At 66.3% G+C, this 20,749-nt stretch carries 22 protein-coding genes; 12 read left to right on the top strand and 10 right to left on the bottom strand.

Features of this window, described 5'->3' with window-relative positions:
• Positions 1-2 precede the first annotated feature (2 nt).
• From QQ25_RS27195 to QQ25_RS27155, 9 genes are all read left to right on the top strand, one after another.
• Positions 3-1,208: an MCE family protein gene (locus QQ25_RS27195; RefSeq protein WP_039325417.1), complete on the top strand. Its 1,206-nt coding sequence runs from the start codon at positions 3-5 to the stop codon at positions 1,206-1,208.
• Complete coding sequence (locus QQ25_RS27190) at positions 1,208-2,254, top strand: MCE family protein (RefSeq protein ID WP_039325415.1); 1,047 nt, start codon at positions 1,208-1,210, stop codon at positions 2,252-2,254. The genes QQ25_RS27195 and QQ25_RS27190 overlap by 1 nt, the downstream gene beginning before the upstream one ends.
• Complete coding sequence (locus QQ25_RS27185) at positions 2,247-3,302, top strand: virulence factor Mce family protein (RefSeq protein ID WP_039325413.1); 1,056 nt, start codon at positions 2,247-2,249, stop codon at positions 3,300-3,302. The genes QQ25_RS27190 and QQ25_RS27185 overlap by 8 nt, the downstream gene beginning before the upstream one ends.
• The gene (locus tag QQ25_RS27180) at positions 3,299-4,687 is read left to right on the top strand and encodes an MCE family protein (protein WP_039325412.1); all 1,389 of its coding nucleotides are present in this window, start codon (positions 3,299-3,301) and stop codon (positions 4,685-4,687) included. The genes QQ25_RS27185 and QQ25_RS27180 overlap by 4 nt, the downstream gene beginning before the upstream one ends.
• Positions 4,684-5,880, top strand: a complete 1,197-nt coding sequence (locus tag QQ25_RS27175) for an MCE family protein (protein ID WP_052236102.1) — start codon at positions 4,684-4,686, stop codon at positions 5,878-5,880. The genes QQ25_RS27180 and QQ25_RS27175 overlap by 4 nt, the downstream gene beginning before the upstream one ends.
• Positions 5,881-7,581: an MCE family protein gene (locus tag QQ25_RS27170; RefSeq protein WP_039382162.1), complete on the top strand. Its 1,701-nt coding sequence runs from the start codon at positions 5,881-5,883 to the stop codon at positions 7,579-7,581.
• A complete protein-coding gene (locus QQ25_RS27165; protein ID WP_039382159.1) occupies positions 7,581-8,276 on the top strand; it encodes an Rv1363c family protein in 696 nt (231 codons plus the stop codon). The genes QQ25_RS27170 and QQ25_RS27165 overlap by 1 nt, the downstream gene beginning before the upstream one ends.
• Positions 8,276-8,761, top strand: a complete 486-nt coding sequence (locus QQ25_RS27160) for a mammalian cell entry protein (RefSeq protein ID WP_039382158.1) — start codon at positions 8,276-8,278, stop codon at positions 8,759-8,761. The genes QQ25_RS27165 and QQ25_RS27160 overlap by 1 nt, the downstream gene beginning before the upstream one ends.
• A gap of 108 nt (positions 8,762-8,869) precedes the next feature.
• Positions 8,870-9,853, top strand: a complete 984-nt coding sequence (locus QQ25_RS27155) for an IS481 family transposase (protein WP_039382156.1) — start codon at positions 8,870-8,872, stop codon at positions 9,851-9,853.
• Positions 9,854-9,908: 55 nt separating this feature from the next.
• Here the strand turns inward: QQ25_RS27155 and QQ25_RS27150 are convergent, their stop codons facing one another.
• From QQ25_RS27150 to QQ25_RS27135, 5 genes are all read right to left on the bottom strand, one after another.
• On the bottom strand, positions 9,909-11,360 hold the full coding sequence (locus QQ25_RS27150; protein ID WP_039382154.1) for an alpha,alpha-trehalose-phosphate synthase (UDP-forming): 1,452 nt from the start codon (positions 11,358-11,360) through the stop codon (positions 9,909-9,911).
• Entirely contained in the window at positions 11,361-11,525 is a 165-nt protein-coding gene (locus QQ25_RS30695; RefSeq protein WP_101906446.1) for a hypothetical protein, read from the bottom strand. It abuts the gene before it with no gap.
• Between the two features lie 45 nt (positions 11,526-11,570).
• On the bottom strand, positions 11,571-11,960 hold the full coding sequence (locus QQ25_RS27145; RefSeq protein ID WP_082017705.1) for an intersectin-EH binding protein Ibp1: 390 nt from the start codon (positions 11,958-11,960) through the stop codon (positions 11,571-11,573).
• 95 nt (positions 11,961-12,055) lie between these two features.
• Positions 12,056-12,394, bottom strand: a complete 339-nt coding sequence (locus QQ25_RS27140) for a hypothetical protein (RefSeq protein WP_201774272.1) — start codon at positions 12,392-12,394, stop codon at positions 12,056-12,058.
• Between the two features lie 56 nt (positions 12,395-12,450).
• Positions 12,451-12,807 (bottom strand): hypothetical protein, encoded by a 357-nt coding sequence (locus tag QQ25_RS27135; RefSeq protein ID WP_039382150.1) that lies wholly within the window; start codon positions 12,805-12,807, stop codon positions 12,451-12,453.
• A gap of 265 nt (positions 12,808-13,072) precedes the next feature.
• Here QQ25_RS27135 and QQ25_RS27130 point away from each other — a divergent pair, with 265 nt between their 5' ends.
• Complete coding sequence (locus QQ25_RS27130) at positions 13,073-13,978, top strand: enoyl-CoA hydratase (RefSeq protein WP_052236101.1); 906 nt, start codon at positions 13,073-13,075, stop codon at positions 13,976-13,978.
• Positions 13,979-13,989: 11 nt separating this feature from the next.
• Positions 13,990-14,826 carry an SDR family oxidoreductase gene (locus QQ25_RS27125; protein ID WP_039325391.1) on the top strand — a complete coding sequence of 279 codons (837 nt, stop codon included), beginning with the start codon at positions 13,990-13,992 and terminating at the stop codon, positions 14,824-14,826.
• A gap of 70 nt (positions 14,827-14,896) precedes the next feature.
• On the opposite strand, the gene QQ25_RS27120 is transcribed toward QQ25_RS27125, so the two are convergent.
• The gene (locus QQ25_RS27120; RefSeq protein WP_039382148.1) at positions 14,897-15,784 is read right to left on the bottom strand and encodes an NAD(P)-dependent oxidoreductase; all 888 of its coding nucleotides are present in this window, start codon (positions 15,782-15,784) and stop codon (positions 14,897-14,899) included.
• Positions 15,785-15,825: 41 nt separating this feature from the next.
• Here QQ25_RS27120 and QQ25_RS27115 point away from each other — a divergent pair, with 41 nt between their 5' ends.
• Positions 15,826-16,260 carry a YdeI/OmpD-associated family protein gene (locus QQ25_RS27115; protein ID WP_039382146.1) on the top strand — a complete coding sequence of 145 codons (435 nt, stop codon included), beginning with the start codon at positions 15,826-15,828 and terminating at the stop codon, positions 16,258-16,260.
• On the opposite strand, the gene QQ25_RS27110 is transcribed toward QQ25_RS27115, so the two are convergent.
• The 4 genes from QQ25_RS27110 to QQ25_RS27095 are packed head-to-tail and all read right to left on the bottom strand — an operon-like array spanning position 16,238 to position 20,685.
• Positions 16,238-16,744 (bottom strand): (2Fe-2S)-binding protein, encoded by a 507-nt coding sequence (locus QQ25_RS27110; RefSeq protein WP_039382144.1) that lies wholly within the window; start codon positions 16,742-16,744, stop codon positions 16,238-16,240. The genes QQ25_RS27115 and QQ25_RS27110 overlap by 23 nt on opposite strands.
• Positions 16,737-17,621: an FAD binding domain-containing protein gene (locus QQ25_RS27105; RefSeq protein WP_039325363.1), complete on the bottom strand. Its 885-nt coding sequence runs from the start codon at positions 17,619-17,621 to the stop codon at positions 16,737-16,739. The genes QQ25_RS27110 and QQ25_RS27105 overlap by 8 nt, the downstream gene beginning before the upstream one ends.
• On the bottom strand, positions 17,618-18,313 hold the full coding sequence (locus tag QQ25_RS27100) for an SRPBCC family protein (RefSeq protein ID WP_039325361.1): 696 nt from the start codon (positions 18,311-18,313) through the stop codon (positions 17,618-17,620). The genes QQ25_RS27105 and QQ25_RS27100 overlap by 4 nt, the downstream gene beginning before the upstream one ends.
• 2 nt (positions 18,314-18,315) lie before the next feature.
• Positions 18,316-20,685: a xanthine dehydrogenase family protein molybdopterin-binding subunit gene (locus tag QQ25_RS27095; protein ID WP_039382143.1), complete on the bottom strand. Its 2,370-nt coding sequence runs from the start codon at positions 20,683-20,685 to the stop codon at positions 18,316-18,318.
• Between the last annotated feature and the right edge of the window lie 64 nt (positions 20,686-20,749).

Raw genomic sequence — 20,749 nt, 5'->3', positions numbered from 1 at the left:
CTATGACAGAGGCAAGCTCGAAACACCGTCGCCATGTCAGGATCGCCGCCGCGATCCTGGCGGCGATCGTGGCCGCCGCCGTGGTCTTCACCTACCTGTCCTACACAGCTGCCTTCACGCCGACTGACACCGTCAGTCTCACCGCGCCGCGGGCCGGCCTGGTGATGGAACGCGACGCCAAGGTGAAGTACCGGGGCATCCAGATCGGCAAGGTCACCAACATCGAGTACGCCGGCAGCGACGCCAAGCTGACGCTGTCGATCAGGCGCGGCGAGATGCGCTACATCCCGTCGAACGCCACCGTGCGGATCGCGGGCAACACGATCTTCGGTGCGAAGTCGGTGGAGTTCCAGCCGCCCGCAGAGCCGCAGCCGACATCGCTGCGCCCGGGCAGCACCGTGGCCGCCAAGGACGTGCAGCTCGAGGTCAACACTCTGTTCCAGACGCTGTCGGACGTGCTCAACAAGATCGACCCGGTCAGCCTGAACGCCACCCTGACCGCCCTCGGCGAGGGTCTGCGCGGTCACGGAGACGACCTGGGCGCGGCCCTGACCGGACTCAACGGGTACCTGGCACAGATCAATCCGAAGCTGCCGACGCTGCAGGACGACTTCGCCAAGGCCGCCGCCGTCGCCAACATTTACGGCGACGCCGGGCCGGACCTGGCCACCATCGTCGACAACGTGCCTGCCCTGAACAAGACGATCGTCGACGAGAAGACCAACCTCAACGCCACGCTGTTGGCCGCGACCGGTCTGGCCAACAACGGCACCGCGACCCTGCAGCCCGCCGCCGACGACTACATCGCCGCGATCCAGCGACTGCGGGCCCCGCTGAAGGTGGCCAGCGACTACTCGCCGGAGTTCGGCTGCGTGCTGAAAGGTGTGTCGATCGGTGTCGACCGTTTCGCGCCGATCATCGGTGGCATCCGGCCCGGTCTGTTCGTGTCGTCGAACTTCCTGCCCGGCGCTCCGGCGTACACCTATCCGGAGAGCCTGCCGATCGTGAACGCCTCGGGCGGCCCCAACTGCCGTGGCTTGCCGGATATCCCGTCCAAGCAGTTCGGCGGTAGCTGGTACCACGCGCCGTTCCTGGTGACCGACAACGCCTATGTGCCGTTCCAGCCAAACACCGAGGTGCAGTTCGACGCCCCGGCGACACTTCAGTTCTTGTTCAACGGCGCGTTCGCGGAAAGGGACCGGTTCTGATGGCCGCGGGTGCACGTCCTGACCGGACCATGCTCAAAGTCAGCATCTTCACCATCGCGATGCTGTTGGTGGCGGGGATGCTGGTCGTGGTGTTCGGCGAATTCCGGTTCGCCTCGGAGAACGGCTATCACGCCACGTTCAGCCAGGCCTCGCGGTTGAAGGCGGGCCAGGACGTCCGCATCGCCGGTGTGCCGGTCGGCACGGTCAACGCGGTCAAGCTCAATCCGGACAACACCGTCGATGTGGCATTCGACGTCAACAAGCGCTACCAGCTCTACACGTCGAGCCAAGCCAAGGTGCGCTACGAAAACCTGGTCGGCGACCGGTATCTGGAGATCACCTCCGGCCCGGGCGAGCTGCGCAAGCTGGCCCCGGGTGCGACCATCCCGCAGCAGAACACCCAGCCGGCACTGGATCTCGACGCACTGCTGGGCGGCTTGCGCCCGGTGATGAAAGGCCTTGACGGCAACAAGGTCAACGAGATCTCCAACGCGATCATCGAGATGCTGCAGGGCCAGGGCGGAGCGCTGGCCAACATGCTGACCAGCACGAGCGCATTCACCCAGAACCTGGCCGCCCGCGACCAGTTGATCGGCGACGTGATCACCAACCTGAACACCGTGTTGGGCACCGTGGACGAGAAGGGCGCGCAGTTCGACTCCAGCGTCGACGAGCTGCAGAAGCTGATCACCGGCCTGGCCGAGGGGCGCGACCCGATCGCCGGCGCCATCGCACCGCTGGCCTCGGCCGAGAACGATCTGACCGACATGCTCGAACAGTCGCGTCGCCCGCTGCAGGCCGTCATCGAGAATGCGCGTCCGCTGGCCCAACGCCTCGACGAACGCAAGGCCGACGTCAACAAGGTCATCGAACCGCTGGCCGAGAACTACCTGCGGCTCAACGGACTCGGCGCCTACGGCTCGTTCTTCAACATCTATTACTGCTCGATCCGGATGAAGGTCAACGGTCCGGCAGGCAGCGACATTCTGATTCCGTTCGGCGGCCCGCCGGACCCGTCCAAGGGGAGGTGTTCGGAGAATGGCTAAGCACGGCGACACAGCGCTACGCACCGGGATCTTCGGGATCGCTCTGGTGGCATGTGTGGTGCTGGTGTCCTTCGGCTACAGCGGGCTTCCCTTCTTCCCGCAGGGCAAGAAGTACGAGGCATATTTCAGCGATGCCGGCGGGATCGACCCCGGCAACGACGTCAACGTCTCCGGCATCGCGGTCGGCAAGGTCACCGGGGTGGCGCTGGCCGGTGACACCGCCAAGGTCAGCTTCACCGTGGATCGCAACATCAAGATTGGCGATCAGTCACTGGTGGCGATCAAGACCGAAACCGTGCTCGGGCAGAAGTCGCTCTCGGTCACACCGAAGGGCAGCGGGACCTCGACGGTGATCCCGTTGGGGCGCACCACGACTCCCTACACGCTCAATACGGCCCTGCAGGATCTCGGCCAGAATGTCAGCGAGCTGGACAAGCCGAAGTTCGAGCAGGCCCTCCAGACGTTGACCGACACGCTCCGCGATGCGACGCCGCAGTTGCGGGGTGCGCTCGACGGCGTGGCCAACCTGTCGCGCAGCATCAACAAGCGCGATGAGGCCCTCGAGGGATTGTTGACCCATGCCAAGCGGGTGTCGGATCTGCTGGCTGCGCGGGCCGGCCAGGTCAACCAACTGGTCACCGATGGCAACCAACTGTTCGCCGCACTCGACGAGCGCAGGCAGGCGCTGAGCAATCTGATCGCCGGTATCGACGATGTGTCCCGGCAACTCTCCGGATTCGTCGCGGACAACCGCAAGGAGTTCAAGCCGGCGCTCGAAAAGCTCAACCTGGTGATGGACAACCTGTTGGAGCGCAAAGAGCACATCGGCGAGGCGCTGAGGCGGCTGCCGCCCTACGCGACCACACTCGCCGAGGTGGTCGGCAACGGTCCGGGCTTCAACATCAACCTGTACGGTCTGCCGCCGGCGTCGATGTCCGAGGTGCTGCTCGATACCTACTTCCAGCCAGGGAAGCTGCCTGACAGCCTCGCTGACATGCTGCGTGGATACATCTCCGAACGCACGATCATTAGGCCGAAATCGCCATGACACAAGATAATTCGGTGTCCAGCCGCAGCCGCTGGATACGCATCGCGCTTGCGGCACTGCTGCTGGTGACGCTGGCCGTCGGCGTCTACCAGGTGTGGCCGTCGCGGACCGGTCCCAAACTCACGGCGTACTTCACCAATGCTGTCGGGTTGTACCCCGGCGACGAGGTGCGGATCGTCGGCGTGCCGGTGGGCACGATCGATTCGATCGAGCCGAGGCCCTCGGACGTCAAGATCGAGATGACCCTCGACCGCGGCATCAAGGTCCCGGCCAATGCCAAGGCGTTGATCCTTTCGCCGAACCTCGTGTCGGCCAGGTTCATTCAGCTGACACCGGCCTACACCGAAGGCGACGTGATGGCCGACGGCGCGTCGATCGGACTCGACCGCACCGGCGTGCCCGTCGAGTGGGACGAGGTCAAAGAGCAACTGACCCAGCTCAGTTCACAGCTCGGGCCGCAGGCCGACTCGGTCCAGGGTCCGATCGCGCAGTTCGTCGATCAAGCGGCCACCACGTTCGACGGCAACGGCGATTCGTTCCGCAACGCGCTGCGTGAGTTGTCCCAGACCGCAGGCCGGTTGGGCGATTCCCGCACCGACCTGTTCGGCACGGTGAAGAACCTGCAGGTCCTCGTCAACGCGTTGTCCAACAGCAACGAACAGATCGTGCAGTTCACCAATCACGTGGCCTCGGTGTCGCAGGTACTGGCCGACAGCTCCAACGGTCTCGACCAGACCCTGGGCACGTTGAATCAGGCGCTGAGCGATGTGCGTGGCTTCCTCAACGAGAACAACGACGCGCTGATCGCCCAGGTGGGCAAGCTCGCGGACTTCACCCAGATCATGACCGATCACAGTGACGACATCGAGCAGATCCTGCACGTCACGCCCAACGGTCTGGCCAACTTCTACAACATCTACAACCCGGCCCAGGGCACCGTCGGCGGTCTGCTGTCACTGCCCAACTTCGCCAACCCGACGCAGTTCATCTGTGGTGGCACCTTCGACATCGGCGCCAACCCGGACAACTACAAGCGCGCCGAGATCTGCAGGCAGCGGATGGGGCCGGTGCTGCGCCGCATCACGATGAACTACCCGCCGGTGCTGTTCCACCCGGTCAACAGCATCACCGCCTACAAGGGGCAGATCATCTACGACACCCCCGAGACGGAAGCGAAGTCGGAGACTCCGGTGCCGTACCTGCAGTGGCAGAACAACCCGGGTGTGACGCCGCCGCAGATCCCGCATGACGCGACGCTGAGTTCGCTGATCCTGCCGCCGGATGCACCCGCACCCGCACCCGGAACAGGGGTCGGTCCCGCGCCGGGGCCCGCCGCCGGACCCGCGCCTGCACCTGCTCCTGCTGAGGCAGGAGCCGGCGGATGACGAGGGGTAAAGCATTGAGGGGTAAGGCATCCCGGCTCGGCGGACGCACGCTGGCGATCGGCAGTGGCGCGATGCTGCTGGCCGGCTGCCAGTTCGGCGGACTGAACTCACTCAACATGCCGGGGACCGCCGGGCACGGATCGGGTTCCTACACCGTGACCGTGCAGTTGCCCGATGTGGCGACCCTGCCGCAGAACTCTCCGGTGATGGTCGACGACGTCACCGTCGGCAGTGTGTCCGGCCTGGACGCCGTGCAGCGTCCGGACGGGACTTTCTACGCGGCCGTGCAGCTGTCGATCGACGGTGGCGTCAAGCTCCCGGCGAATGCCGTTGCGCGCGTTGCTCAGACGTCGCTCCTGGGTTCTCAGCACGTCCAGCTGGCCGAGCCGGTCGACGAACCGTCAGAGGGGCAGTTGCGCGAGGGCTCCAACATCGCGCTGTCGCAGACCAGCCGCTACCCGACCACCGAAGAGGTGCTGTCCTCGCTCGGCATGGTGGTGAACAAGGGCAATCTCGGTGCGCTGCAGGACATCACCGATGAGGCCTACGCCGCGGTGGCCGGCCGGGCCGGAAGCTTCGCCGAGCTGATCCCGCGTCTGGCGGAGCTGACCGCATCTCTGGATCAGCAGACCAATGACATCATCGCCGCAGCCGACGGCCTGAACCGCTTCGCGTCGATCCTGGCCCGAAGCAAGGACAACCTGGGCCGCACGTTGGACACCCTGCCCGGGGCACTCAAGGTGCTCAACGAGAACCGCGCCAACATGGTCGAGGCGTTCACCGCGCTGCGCGGTTTCGCCGAGGTGGGTTCGCGGATCCTGTCCGAGACCAAGGACGATTTCGCGGAAGACATCAAGGATCTCTACCCGGTGATCAAGGCGTTCAACGACAATGCCGACGATTTCATCAAGGACCTGGAGTTCCTGCCGACCTTCCCGTTCCACTACAAGTACCTGCGCAACGCGGTCCGCGGCGATTACCTCAACGTGTTCGTCACCTTCGACCTCACGCTGCGCCGGTTCGGCGAGTCGATTTTCACCACGGGTGGATTCGACCCGAACATGAAGCACCTCGATGAGGTCATCAATCCGCCGGATTGGCTGACCGGGGAGATGGCCAACCTGTCGGGACAGGCGGCCGACCCGTTCAAGATTCCCGCCGGAACTGCCACCCAGCACGAGGAGAAGCCGTAGATGATCGACCGGCTGACCCGCATGCAGTTGATGATCTTCGGGATCGTCACCGTCCTCACCGTCGGTGCGATTTCGCTGTTCTATCTGCATCTACCTGCTGCCGTCGGTATCGGCACGTATCACGTCAACGCCAACTTCGTCGCCGGCGGCGGCATCTACGAGAACGCCAACGTCACCTACCGCGGTGTGACGGTCGGCCGGGTGGATTCGGTGGGCCTGGCGCCCGATGGTGTGGTCGCCAGGATGCAGCTGAACAGCAGCACGACGATCCCGAACAACGTCACCGCCACGGTGAAAAGCGTCTCGGCCGTCGGCGAGCAGTACATCGATCTGATTCCGCCGGAGTCACCGTCAACCGACAAGCTGCGCAACGGTGCGACCATCGACCAGCAGAACACCCGGGTCGGCCAGGACATCGCCGGCATGCTGCACGAGGCCGACGCGCTGGTGAGCAGCATCGGTAACAGCCGATTGCAGGATCTGCTGCGCGAGACGTTCAAGGCATTCAACGGCTCCGGGCCCGAACTGGCGCGGCTCATCGAATCCTCGCGCCTGCTGATCGAAGAGGCCAACGCCAGTTCCGGCGAGACCACCCAGCTGATCGACCAGGCCGGGCCGTTCCTGGAAGCGCAGATGCGCAGCGGTGACAACATCCGGTCGCTGGCCGACGGGCTCGCCCGGTTCACCGGAGAGGTGAACAAGGCTGACCCGCAGCTGCGCACCACCCTCAAGACCGTTCCCGGCGCCACCGAGGCGGCCAACACCGCGTTCAGCGGAATCCGCCCGACGTTCCCCGTGCTCGCGGCGAACCTGGCCAACTTCGGCCGGATCGGCGTGATCTACAGCAAGTCGCTCGAGCAGGCGCTGGTGATCTTCCCGGCCCTGATGGCCGCACTGAACACGGTGGCCGGCGGTGTGCCCGTCGACGAGGGCGGCAAGCTGGACTTCAAGGTCGACCTCGGCGATGCGCCGCCGTGTCTCACGGGATTCCTTCCGCCCACCCAGACCCGCTCCCCGGCCGATCTGACCCTGCGGGACCTGCCGACCGACATGTACTGCAAGACCGCGCAGAACGACCCGGCCGTGGTGCGTGGCGCCCGCAACTACCCGTGCCAGGAGTTCCCGGGCAAGCGAGCCCCCACCGTCCAGCTGTGCCGCGATCCGAACGGCTACATCCCGGTGGGCACCAACCCCTGGCGCGGTCCGCCGGTGCCGTACGGCACGCCGATCGAGGACGGGCGCAACATCCTGCCGCCCAACAAGTTCCCGATGATCCCGCCGCAGGTCGATCCGGATCCGGGGCCGCCGGTGGTGCAGTTGCCGCCGGGTGTCGAGCCGGGCCCGGGGCCCGCGCCGCACGCACCGTTCCCGCTGCCGGTGCCGCCGAACAAGCCGGGCACCCCGCCGCCGCCGTGGCCGTACTTCGCGCCGCCGGACCAGCTCGTGCCGCCGTACGGGCGGACGCCCCCGGGAGCACCCGAGCCGGCTCCGGCTCCGGAAGCGCCCGCACCGGCTCCGGACGCACCGTTGCCGGCCGAGGCACCACCTCTGGCCAGCGCTCCCATGACGGGCACCTACGATCAGCACAGTGGGGTCTTCGCTGACGCCGACGGAGGCACCGGTGTGTATGCCGCCGGCGCCGACAATCTGCATCCCGCGGAGACCTGGGTAGACCTGATGCTGGATCCAAGGCAGGCTTGATGACCGAAGAAACGGCCTCGAATCCGAGGCCGCGTAGGCGCGCGTCCAGGGCGGCCGGCCCGACCGGGGCCGCGACCGCCGCAGAGGTGACCACAACCGCCGTCGTGGTCGATTCACCGGCCACTTCGGCGCCCAAGGCGCCCAAGCTGACACCGCTGAAGGCGCCGCCGCGGCGGCGGGCTCACCGCAGTCTGGTGGCGCTGGTGGCGGTCCTCGTGCTGGGTGTGGGGACTGCGGCGCTGGGCACGCTGGCCTACGTCATGCGCGATCAGCAACAAAGTGTGGACGCCGTGCAGGCCCGCGACGAACGATTCGTCGACACCGGCAAGCAGACCGTGATCAACATGTTCACCTACACGCAGGACACCATCGATGAGAGCGTCAGCCGCTTCATCGACGGCACCAGCGGCCCGCTGCGCGACATGATGAGCCAGGGGAACAACGCCGACAACCTCAAGGCACTGTTCCGCGACACCCAGGCCAGCTCGGAAGCCGTGGTGAACGGTGCCGCGCTGGAGAAGGTCGACGAGATCGCCGGAAACGCGTCGGTGCTGGTGGCGGTCCGGGTGACAGTCGCCGACATGGACGGCGTCAATTCACCGACCAGGCCCTACCGGTTGCGGGTGATCGTGCACGAGGACGACAACGGGCACATGACCGGATACGACCTCAAGTACCCCGACGGTGGAAACTGATGCGCTCCAAACTCACTGCCCTGCTGATCGGTGTCTTGGCCGTGGTCTTCGTCGCGGCAGCCGGAATCGGTGGCTCGCTGTACTGGAACCGCGTGGTGCAACATGGCCAGGAGGCCACCCGGGCCGCGTTGCCCGCGGTCGCGGCCGATCAGATCCCGAAGGTGTTCGGCTACGACTATCAGACAGTCGAACGCAGCCTGACGGAAATCTATCCGCTGCTGGCCCCGGACTTCCGGCAGAAGTTCCAGCAGGACGCCACCGCCAAGGTGATCCCCGAGGCACGCAAGCGCCAGCTGGTGGTCCAGATCAGTGTCGTCGGCGTCGGCGTGATGACCGCGGAACGCGAATCGGGATCGGTGCTGGTGTACATGAATCGCACGGTGACCGACCAGACTCGCCAGCCGCTGTATGACGGCAGCCGGCTTCGCGTGGACTACCGCAAGGTCGACGGGGACTGGTTGATCAATGCGATCAATCCGATCTAGCTGTACTGACCTGAGAGGTTAGGTACGGCGTGGCGTGGTGACATAACGAAGACCTCCGAGTGAAGTGCGAGCTGTCTAGGAACGCACCAACTCACTTCGGAGGTCTTCGTGTCCCACCGTAATGCCCCTTTGTCAGAAACCGGGCGTCTGCGCCTGGCCCGATGCGTCGTTGATGACGGTTGGCCGCTTCGGCGCGCCGCGGAACGATTCCAGGTCGCGGTGACCACGGCGGCCCGCTGGGCCGGCCGCTATCGCGAGCTCGGCGAGGCCGGAATGGTCGATCGCAGCTCACGACCGCACCGCAGTCCAAACCAGACTCCGACCCGGACCGAACGGCGCATCATCAAAGTCCGGGTCATTCGTCGGTGGGGGCCTGCCCGCATCGGTTATCTGCTTGGGTTGCATCCCTCGACAGTCCATCGCGTGCTGACCCGCTACGGCCTGGCCAAACTGCGCTGGCTCGACCGACCCACGGGCCTGGTCGTACGCCGGATAGAACCCCAGCGGTGTGGCGATCTGGTCCATGTCGACGTCAAGAAACTGGGCAAGATCCCCGACGGTGGAGGCTGGCGACTGCTGGGTCGCTCGACGGGCAGGCGTCATTCCCAAGCCCACCGCTCACTGCGAAAAACCTCACGACACCCCGCGATTGGCTACCACTTTCTGCACACCGCCATCGACAGCCACTCACGATTGGCCTACAGCGAGATACTCACTGACGAACGCAAAGACACCGCTGCGGCTTTCTGGTCGCGGGCACACGCATGGTTTACCGAATGCGGCATCACCGTACGAAAAGTATTGACCGACAACGGTTCCTGCTACCGATCGCATGCCTTCAAAGAAGCGCTAGGCCCGATTCAACACCGCCGAACCCGACCGTATCGGCCCCAGACCAACGGCAAGGTCGAACGCTTCCACCGCACCCTGGCCGATGAATGGGCCTACGCCCGGCTCTACACCACCGACACCGAACGCTGCGCCGAATACCCCAGATGGTTACACAACTACAATCACCACCGCGGCCACACCGCACTCGGCGGCCAACCACCGGCCACCCGCGTACCTAACCTCTCAGGTCAGTACATCTAGCCGGCACTCAGGCTGACGGAGCCACCGCTCAGGCTGATTTCGCGTTGGCCAACGCTCAAGCTGTTTTCGCGTTGGCCAACGCGTCGAGAAACGCGCGGGCCCAGCGGTCCACATCGTGGGCCAGCACCTGGCGTCGCAGCGCCCGCATCCGGCGCTTGCCCTCCTCGGGGCTCTGCGTCAGCGCGGCTTCGATCGCGTCCTTGACACCCTCGAGATCGTGCGGGTTGGTCAGGTAGGCCTGGCGCAGCTCGGCTGCCGCGCCCGTGAACTCAGACAGCACCAGGGCGCCGCCGAGGTCGCTGCGACAGGCCACGTACTCCTTGGCGACCAGGTTCATCCCGTCGCGCAGCGGGGTGACCAGCATGACGTCGGCAGCGACGAAGAACGCGATGAGTTCGTCCCGCGGCACCGGCCGGTGCAGGTAGTGCACCAGCGGATGCCCGACCTCACCGTATTCACCGTTGATGTGCCCGACCTGGCGTTCGATGTCCTCGCGCATCGCGATGTAGCTCTCGACCCGCTCGCGGCTCGGTGTCGCCAGTTGGACCAGCACCGTGTCGTCGCGTTTGATGCGGTCCTCTTCGAGCAGTTCGGTGAACGCACGCAGGCGGACGTCGATGCCCTTGGTGTAGTCGAGCCGGTCGACGCCGAGCAGGATCTTGCGTGGGTCGCCGAGCTCTGCGCGGATCTGCCGGGCACGTTGCCGAATCGCCCGGTTACGTGCCTTCGCGTCCAGATCGGCGGAGTCGATCGAGATGGGGAAGGCACCGACCGTGACGGTGCGGAAGCCGTAGGAGACCTCGCCGAAGCGTGAGCGGACGCCGATCGAGGCGCGCGACGTGTTGGCCCCGACCAGGCGGCGCGACAAGACCAGGAAGTTCTGGGCGCCTCCGGCAAGGTGGAATCCGACCAGGTCAGCTCCGAGCAGGCCTTCGACGATTTCGGTGCGCCACGGCATCTGCATGAACAGTTCGACGGGCGGGAACGGGATGTGCAGGAAGAAACCGATGGTGACGTCGGGCCGCAGCATGCGCAGCATCTTGGGCACGAGCTGTAGCTGGTAATCCTGAATCCAGACAGTGGCGCCAGGCGCGGCGGCCCGGGCCGTCGCCTCGGCGAAACGACGGTTCACGTCGACGTAGCTGTCCCACCACTTGCGGTGGTACACCGGTTTGACGATGAGGTCGTGATACAGCGGCCACAGGGTCGCGTTCGAGAACCCCTCGTAGTAGTCCGCGACATCCTGCGCGGACAGTTCCACCGGATACAGCTGCACGCCGTCTTCCAGGATCGGCTCTTCGCCGCTGTCGGGGACACCGGCCCAGCCGATCCAGGCGCCGCGGCGTTTACGCAGCAGCGGTTCCAGTGCGGTCACCAGCCCACCGGGGCTGCGCTTCCAGGTTGTGCTGCCATCCGGCAACCGCTCCATGTCGATGGGGAGCCGATTGGCCACCACGACAAAGTCGGAGTTACCGGAGGCGGCTTTGGGGCCGCCCTCCGGACTCATTTACGCCTCGGTTTTCGAGGGCCCAATGCCGAGCATGGAAAGGAACATCCGGCACTCGTCGGCGTCGGTCGCGTAGGTGGCGACGACGCGACGCGCCTGGCGGGCGGTGCTGTCGGCGAGCGGCTCTACGTCGTCGATCTCGGCGGTCTCAGTTTTCGCAGGCATGACACAACTGTAGGCGACCGGGAGAACCCCGGCCGCCCCACGCCATCAGCCGATGGAACCGTGCACGGTCGGGCTGCTGCCGACGCTCGACTCCGGCACCGGCTGCGGCCCCTGTGACTGTGCTTCCTCGGCCAGGCCGATGCACTGGCCGGTATTGGCGCCGGTGCAGGGGATCGAGCCGCCACCACCGGGCTCGTTCACTGCGGGCAGGTTGGGGTTGCCGGGGATGCTGCTGAAGTTGCCGGGGGAGTTCGGCACGGTGTGCGGGACGCACATGTTGGTGTAGAGGTCTTCTTCTTCGCCCGTCGGGCAGGCGACCGCCGGGCCGGAGGACATGGGTACGGCGAAGGCCGCGATCGCCGGCGCGGTGGCTGCGGCGACCGCAAACCCGCCGGCAAAGATCAGTCGTCGCATCGAGATCGGGAAGGTCGCCATCGTCACGCTTTCTCTAGGTATTCGATTGTTGTGTTGGGGGAATTGTATGGACGCTGTGAGAGATCTGCATCAGATCTACGGGTTGGCTGTGAGTGCTATGGGCTGGAGCTGATCGTCGAACGTGGAATGGGTTGAGGCCCTTCGGCCTCGTCCTCTTCTGCCAGTCCGATGCACTCGCCGGCGTTGTGGCCCGTGCACGGGATCGCCCCGCCTCCGCCGGGCAGAGCCACCGCGGGCAGATCGGGGTTGCCGGGGATCCCGGTGAACGGGGACGGCGAATTCGGAACCAGAAAAGGCGTGCACGTGGTCGTGTAGACGTCCTCTTGCTCACCCGAGGTGCACGCCGCCTGGGCGACCGGCGGACTCAGCCACAGGGACAGTGCACAACCGGCGCCCACGATGGACAGCACGGCGGGCGCGACACGCGATCTCACCTCAACAGTCTAGGCCCGCTGAGGGTTTACTGTGCGGTCTCTGCGGTGCGGCTGGATCAGCCGATGTGGCCGGTCACGGTCGGGCTGCTGCCGACGGTCGACTGCGGAACTGGTTGCGGGCCCTCGGATTGCTGTTCCTCGGCCAGGCCGATGCACTGGCCGGAATTGCCGCCGGTGCACGGAATCCCGTCGAGCTGGGGCAACTGGTTCGGGGCGGAGGTGAACTCAGGGGAGTTGGGCACGAGGTCCGGAACGCACACTCCGGTGTAGATGTCCTCGGTCTCGCCGTTGGGGCAGGAGGCCAGCACCTGAGACGAAGTAGTCAGGACCGCCAGAGCGGGGGCTGAGGCGATGGCCGTGGCAATGCCTGCCGCGACGACGAAGCGGCGGGTGACAAGCAGGGATGCAGCCATGTCGTGCTTTCTCTCGAGGGTCTCTAGATGTTTGCTGAGCGTCTCGCCGCTGTGGTGCGGCGACGAGTGTGAGTGGTCCTGTCGTGTATCGACATAATACTCTCTACAAGGCAAAATGGCCGCACAGATGGCGGGGGCGGACCATATCGGTCCGCCCGCTGTGAAGCGCCTGCGCATTAGCTGTGATCCCGGTGTGAGCCCGGTTACTTGATACACGTAATGTGCAGTTCGTAACTTACTTACCCTGCCTAAGAGGTGGTCCGAAATGGTCAGTGCCGACGCAGCCCGCCAGGTCGAATACGAAACACTCGACGACGGACGCATCGCCCGGATCTGGCTGAACCGTCCGGATGCGCAGAACGCCCAGTCGCGGACACTTCTGGTGCAACTCGACGAGGCGTTCGGCCGGGCCGAGGCCGATGATGCGGTCCGCGTGGTGATCCTGGGCGCGCGCGGCAAGAACTTCTCGGCGGGCCACGACCTCGGTTCCGAGGAAGCTCTGGCCGAGCGTGAACCTGGCCCGACGCAGCACCCGACATTCCGCTCACATGGCGCCACCGCAGCCGGAGTCACCGAGCGCACCTACCTGCAGGAGTGGCACTTCTACTTCGAGAACACCCGGCGGTGGCGTGACCTGCGCAAGATCACCATCGCCCAGGTGCAGGGCAACGCCATCTCGGCTGCCCTGATGCTCATCTGGGCCTGCGACCTGATCGTCGCGGCCGACGACGCCAAGTTCAGCGACGTCGTCGGCGTGCGGATGGGGATGCCGGGCGTCGAGTACTACGCCCACCCGTGGGAGTTCGGTGCCCGCAAGGCCAAAGAGCTTCTGCTGACCGGTGATTCGATCGACGCCGACGAGGCCTACCGGCTGGGGATGGTGTCCAAGATCTTCGCGCGCGACGAACTCGAAGACAAGACACTCGAATTCGCCCGGCGCATCGCCGAGCGGCCGACGATGGCGGCCCTGTTGGTCAAGGATTCGGTCAACGCGGCCAGCGACGCGATGGGCTTCACCGAGGCGCTGCGCCATGCTTTCCACATTCACGAACTCGGGCATGCGCACTGGGCATCGGTCAACGAGAACCGCTGGCCCGTCGGCATGCCGCCGGATGTGCCGGATTGGCGCACCCTCGGCAAACCGAAGCCCGCACAGCGCGATACACCATAAGGATGGGACACATGGAACTGTCGTTGAAGGATCGCACCTACCTGGTCACCGGTGGCGGTAGCGGCATCGGGAAGGGTGCCGCGGCTGCCATCGTCGCCGCAGGCGGTAACGCCATGCTGATCGGGCGCAATGCCGACAAGCTCAGCGCGGCTGCCGACGAACTGGGTGCGCAGGGGCCAGGATCGGTGCGCTACGAGCCCGCCGACGTCACCAACGAGGACGAGGTCCGCCACGCGGTCGACGCTGCCACGGCCTGGCACGGCCAGCTGCACGGTGTGGTGCACAGCGCCGGCGGGTCGTTGACCATCGGTCCGATCACGCAGATCGACTCCGAATTGTGGCGCCAGACCGTCGACCTGAACGTCAACGGCACGATGTACCTGATCAAGCACGCGGGCCGGGAGATGGTCCGTGGTGGCGGCGGATCGTTCGTCGGCATCTCCTCGATCGCGTCGAGCAACACCCACCGATGGTTCGGTGCGTACGGCGTGAGCAAAGCGGCGTTCGACCATCTGCTCAAACTGGCCGCCGACGAGCTCGGGCCTTCCTCGGTGCGGTTCAACAGCATCCGGCCAGGCTTGACCCGCACCGAGATGGTCGGCCCTGTCTTCGAACTCCCGGCCGCCCGTGACGACTACGAGGCCTGCACGCCGATGCCGCGCTTCGGTGAGGTCGAGGACATCGCCAACCTGGCGGTGTTCCTCCTCAGCGACGCCGCGGGCTGGATCACCGGTCAGGCCATCGGTGTCGACGGCGGGCATGCTCTGCGGCGCGGACCCGACATCTCGGGAATGCTGGAACCGCTGTACGGCGCCGACGGCCTGCGCGGCGTCGTCGCTGCCGATTAGCTTTCGCGTTCGACGTTGAGCTGAAGATTGCAGTCACCAGGTGACCGCAATCTTCAGCGTTGTCGCGTTCCTAGGCAGGTCCGGCACCTCCGGCCTCCCACGCGCTGAGCGCACCGATCGCCGACCAGTCCAATTCGCCGCCGCCGGTGGCCAGCAGCGTGAGGAAACGGTCGCGCAGCAGGCTCGCAACCGGCAGGGGCACCTGTAGCTCCTCGCCCGCGCTCAGCGCCAGCTTGACGTCCTTGAGGCCGAGTGGGGCGGCGAAACCCGCCGGGCTGAACTCCTCACGGGCCAGCAACCCGCCGTAGGTGTGGTACACCGGCGCGTCGAACAGTGTCGAGGTCAACAACTCCAGGTACTGCTGTTTGTCCACGCCGGCCTTGCCCACCAGAGCCATTGCCTCACCGAGGGATTCGATCACCGAGGCGATCAGGAAGTTGCCGCTGATCTTGACGAGGTTCGCGGCCTGAGGATCGTGGCCGAGGACGAATGTGCGCTGCCCGATCGCATCGAAAAGCGGTGTCACCGTCTCGACGACCGCCGGGGCGCCGGCCGCCACGACGAAAAGCTTGGCGGCCGCGGCGGCCTCGGGCCTGCCGAACACCGGGGCGGCGACGAAACCCTGGCCGGCCTCGCCGTGGGCCTGGGCCAACCGCTGGGCGAGGGCGACGCTGATGGTCGATGACGAGACGTGGACGGCGCCTGCGGGTAGCGAGGCGACCACGCCGTGATCCCCGAATGTCACGGCCGCAACCGCGGCGTCGTCGGCGAGCATGGTCACGACGACGTCGCGATGACAAGCCTCGGACACCGAGGCCGCCGGTCGCGCACCCTGGGCGGCCAACTCGGCGACCTTGCCGGGGGAGCGGTTGTACGCGGTGACCTCGTGTCCGGCCTTGAGCAGGTTGGCGGCCATTGCCGCGCCCATGTTGCCCAGGCCGATGAATCCGATCTTCATACCTCCACTCTTACCGGCTACGTTTGGCGGAGGGAGGGTTGATGAAGTTCTCGACGACGATGTTCCAGGACGCCAACAACACCGGTATCGAGGTTCCCGCCGACGTGGTCGACGCGCTGGCGGCGGGGAAGCGCCCGGCCGTGGTGGTCGACGTGAACGGTTACCGATACCGGTCGACGATCGCGCCGATGGGCGGCAAGTTCCTGATTCCGTTCAGCGCCGAGCGCCGCAACGAGTCGGGGATCGGCGGCGGCGATGCCATCGATGTCGACCTGACCGTTGACACCGAGCCGCGCACCGTGGAGGTCCCCGATGACCTACGGGCCGCACTGGAGGAGTCACCGGGCGCTGCGGCGAAGTGGGACCGCCTCTCCTACAGCAAGCAGAAGGCCCATGTCACTTCGGTGCAGGCAGCCAAGGCCGCGGACACCCGGGCCCGCCGGATCGCGAAAGTCATTGCTGAGCTAGAGGCTTGAGCCCCGCGTCGGTCTCCGCGTGTTCGCAGGCCCGGTGCACGGCGTTGACAATTCCCTGGTATCCGGTGCAGCGGCAGAAGTTGCCCGAAAGCCCCTCGCGGATCTCCTCGTCGCTGGGGTTCGGGTTGTCCCGCAGCATCGCGGTGATCGAGGTGACGAATCCCGGTGTGCAGAAGCCGCATTGCAGCCCATGGCACTCCTTGAGCGCGGACTGAACCGGGGAAAGCTGACCGTCCGGGCCGGCGATGCCCTCGACCGTGGTCACCTCCTGGCCGTCCACCTGGACGGCGAACACCAGACATGACCTGACCGCCTGCCCGTCCAGCAGGACCGTGCAGGCGCCGCAGGCACCGTGCTCGCAGCCGAGGTGGGTACCGGTCAGACCACAGTTGTCCCGCAGGAAATCAGCCAGCGTGACGCGGGGCTCGACCACACCCTGGTAGTCCCGCCCGTTGACCGAAACCGCAACCGGCAGTTCATGCATTGAGAGCCTCCTCGGCGTGCGTGGTTGCCTGGGTCCAGGCTCTGGAGACCATGGCGGCCCCGACCCGCGCCCGGTATGACGCGGTGCCCTGCAGATCGGAAGGAATGTCGGTGAGCTCGGACACCGCCAGCTGCCCGATCTCGTCGGCGGTGAGGCCGCCGATCGGGGTGCCGATCAACGCCGCCTCGGCCGGGGTGGCCCGCAACGGGGTTGAGCCCAGCCCGAGCAGGCCGATACCGCAGTGGGTAATTCGGTCATCTTCGTCGAGTTCGAAACCGACGACAGCGCCGGCTATCGCGAAATCGCCATGGCGACGGGCGAATTCGGCAATGCCGAAGCCGCTCCGGCCCGAGGCCACCGGGAAGCGCACCGCGGTGAGGATCTCGTCGGCGGCCAGCGACGTTTCCCACAGCCCGGTGAAGAACTCCGTTGCCGGAATCTGGCGGGTGCCGCGTGCCGACGTCGCCTCGATCGTTGCGTCGAGGGCCAATGCGACGGCTGCGTACTCGGCGGCCGGGTCGGCGTGCGCGATCGCACCACCGAGGGTGCCGCGGCTGCGGATCTGGAAATGCCCGATGTGCGGGGTGGCCAGGGTGAGCAGCGGCACCGAATCGGCGATCTCGTCGTCCAGGCCCACCATGGCATGCGGGGTGGCCGCGCCGATCCGAACCTCGTTGCCCTGCAGGGCAATGTCGTTCAGCTCGGACAGCCGCGAGATGTCGATGAGGTTCTCGAAGTGCGTCAGTCGCATGGCGAGCATCGGCACCAGGCTCTGACCGCCGGCCAGGATCTTGGCGTCTTCGCCGTACTCGCCCAGCATGGCCACCGCCTCGGAGATCGTGGCGGGCCGGTGATACGCGAAGGGGGCCGGCTTCATGACACCAACCGCAGCAGGGCGGCCTGCAGGTCCTCGGGTGTCAGCACGGTGTGTCTGCGGCTCTTGCGGCCGGCCCGGCCGATGAGGAAGCCGAGCACGCCCGCGGCGGCGGCCGCGCCGATGGCCGGGGCGAACCGCTTGGCCATCGGCACCGCCATCACCTTGGCCAGGGCGAGCGCGTTGATCGGAGCGGCCTCCTGCGGTGCGTCAGGTGTTGTGGCGGTGCCGGTCTCGGCCGCTGCCCGCGAACTGCCGAGCAGTTCGGCCTCCAAGCTGCGGGCGAACTGGTCGATCAGGCTGCCGGACACGTCGGCCAACACACCGCGGCCGAACTGAGCGGCCTTGCCGGAGATCGCCAGATCCGTGGTGACCACCACGGTCGTCGAGTCGCCCTCGTCTTTCAGCTGGGCCGTCACGATGGCCGAGGCGGTGCCGTTGCCGCGGGTCTCCTTGCCGTTGGCCTTGAGGACCACGCGCTGGGCGGCCACGTCCTTTTCCTGGAACGTGGCATCGCCCTTGTAGGACACCGTGATCGGACCGACCTTCACCTTGACGGCACCGGTGAAATCATCACCGTCGACGCTCAGCAGCGTGGCGCCGGGCAGGCACGGCGCCACGCGTTCGACGTCAGTGAGCACCTCCCAGGTTTTCGCCGCAGGTACCGCGACCCGGAATTCGTTGTTGAGCTCCACGATCAGTGATCCCTTCTTGATGGTTCCTGCGAGCTGGTTTGCTGCGCCCGCTCGATGGCCTCGACGATGGCCGCCGGGGTGGCGGGCAGTGTGGTGAGAGTGACCCCGAGCGGCGCCAGCGCGTCGTTGACGGCGTTGATGACGGCGGGCGTGGAGCCGATGGCCCCGCCCTCGCCCGCACCCTTGTAGCCGCCGACGCCGGGGCCGGGGATCTCGACGTGGCCGTACTCGATCACCGGCACCTCGGTGGCCGTGGGCAGCAGATAGTCGACAAAGGTTGAGGACAAAGGGTTTCCGGCGTCATCGTAGGACAGCTTCTCCAGCAGCGCCCCGCCGATGCCCTGGACGGTGCCGCCGGCGATCTGACCCTCGACCACGTTGGGGTTGATCATCGGGCCGACATCCTCGCTGACGATGTAGCGGGTGAGCGTGACGTGCCCGGTGACCACGTCGACCTCACAGGTGCAGGCGTGGGTGGCGTTGGCCCAGTGGATCGGGGCGGTCGGCGGTGCGGTGTAGCGCGCGGTGGCCTCCAGGTTGGCCGACATTCCCGGCGGCAGCATCTGGGGCTCGTAGTGGGCGCGGTACGCCAGATCGGCGAAGCTCACGCTCTTCTCGGGATTGTTGCGCGCGACCGCTTTCGAGCCTCCGAGCTCGATCTCGGACTCCTCGACCTCGAGTCGTGCCGCTGCCATCGCCACCAGTTGTGTGCGCAGGATGGTGCCCGCCTCGTTGACCGCACCCGCGGTCATCGGGGCACTGCGGCTGCCCTGGGTGCCCGCGCCGTAAGGCGTCACCGCGGTGTCGCCCTGAATGGTCGCGACATCGTCGATGTCGGCACCGAGCGCGTCGGCGGTGAGCTGGATGACGGTGGTTTCCAAGCTGTTTCCGGTGGACCCGCCGTTGACGTACACATTGATCTTGCCGGTCGGCTCCATCCGGATGGTGCAGCCCTCGCTCGCGAGGTGGCCGGTGGCCGCGCCGGTCGGCTCGATGTAGGCCGAGAAACCCAGCCCCAGATAGCGCCCCTGAGCCAGCGCCTCGGCCTGCTCCTTGCGGAAGCCCTCGTGATCGAGGATCTTGACGGCCTGCTCGAACGTCTCGATCGGGGCCACATGGTCATACGGCATGCCGTTGGGGTTGAAGTAGGGCATCTCGTCGCGGCGCAACAGGTTCTTGCGCCTCAGATCCACCGGATCCATGCCCATCATGCGGGCGCCGATGTCGAGAAGTATTTCGCGCGTGAGGGTTTCGTACTGCCACGGGCCACGGTAGGCGTGCAGGCCGGCGGTGTTGGAGAACACCGTCTTGTAATTGAAGCTGGCCTTGGGCACCCGGTACGGGCCGGGGAAGAACATGCCGATCGCCGCGGTCGTCAGCACCGGATACGGCGTCGGGTACGCGCCGACATCCTGGATGAAGTCGATGTCGGCGGCGAGAATGTTGCCGTCATCGTCGAATGCCATGCGCACGTCGCCGTCCACGTGGCGGGACTGACCGGCCGACATCAGGTTCTCCCGGCGGTCCTCGATCCACTTCAGCGCACCCGGCACGTGCCGTGCGGCCAGCATGATGCACATGTCCTCGCGCATCGGAACGACCTTCTGGCCGAACCCGCCGCCGGTGTCGCGCATGATGACCCGCACGTGCTGGGCCGGGATGCCGAGCAGGCGCGCGGCGAAGGCCCTCAGTTCGTGCGGGGTCTGGGTAGACGCCCAAATGGTCAGCTCGCCCGAGGTTGCCGACCATTCGGTGACCATGCCCCGGGTCTCGATCGGCACCGGGACGTGCATCTGTTGGTAGATGTGCTCTTTCACCACATGCGGCGCGGACCCGAAGACTTCCTCATCGGGCGGCATTCCGGCCATGCCGCCGGCATTGTTGTCGCTGAAGGCCTCGTGGACGGACACCTCGGAAGTGAGTGCCTGGCGGAAGTCGGCGATCGCGGGCAGCGGCTCGTAGTCGACGTCGACAAGGTCCACTGCGTCTTCGGCGATGTAGCGGTTCGCGGCGATGACAAGGGCCACCGGATCGCCGACGAACTTCACCTCGCCCTCGGCCAGCGGCGGGCGCGGGGTGTCGGGTACGTCCTTGCCCGCGACGGCGTGCCAGGCCTCTCTGACCTCCGGGTTGAGGTCGGCGGCGGTGAGCACGGCGTGCACGCCGGGAAGCGCCAGGGCTGCAGCGGCATTGATGACGCTGAACCTGGCGTGCGCATAGGGACTGCGGACGAAGCAGGCGTGGAGCATGCCGGGTCGCGTGATGTCGTCGACGTACGTACCGCGTCCGGTGAGCAACCGGGTGTCCTCCACCCGTTCGACCCGTCTGCCGGCGTAGCGGTTTGCGACGGTCTCCGGTGCGGCTGACGCCATAGGATCGCTCCAATCCGTCGGTCTACTTGTGCGCAGGGCTTATGCGCATAACCCAGGTGGTCGT

This window comes from Mycolicibacterium setense, from assembly GCF_000805385.1.
Taxonomy (GTDB): Bacteria; Actinomycetota; Actinomycetes; order Mycobacteriales; family Mycobacteriaceae; genus Mycobacterium; species Mycobacterium setense.
This window is presented reverse-complemented; position numbering and strand designations above follow the sequence as displayed.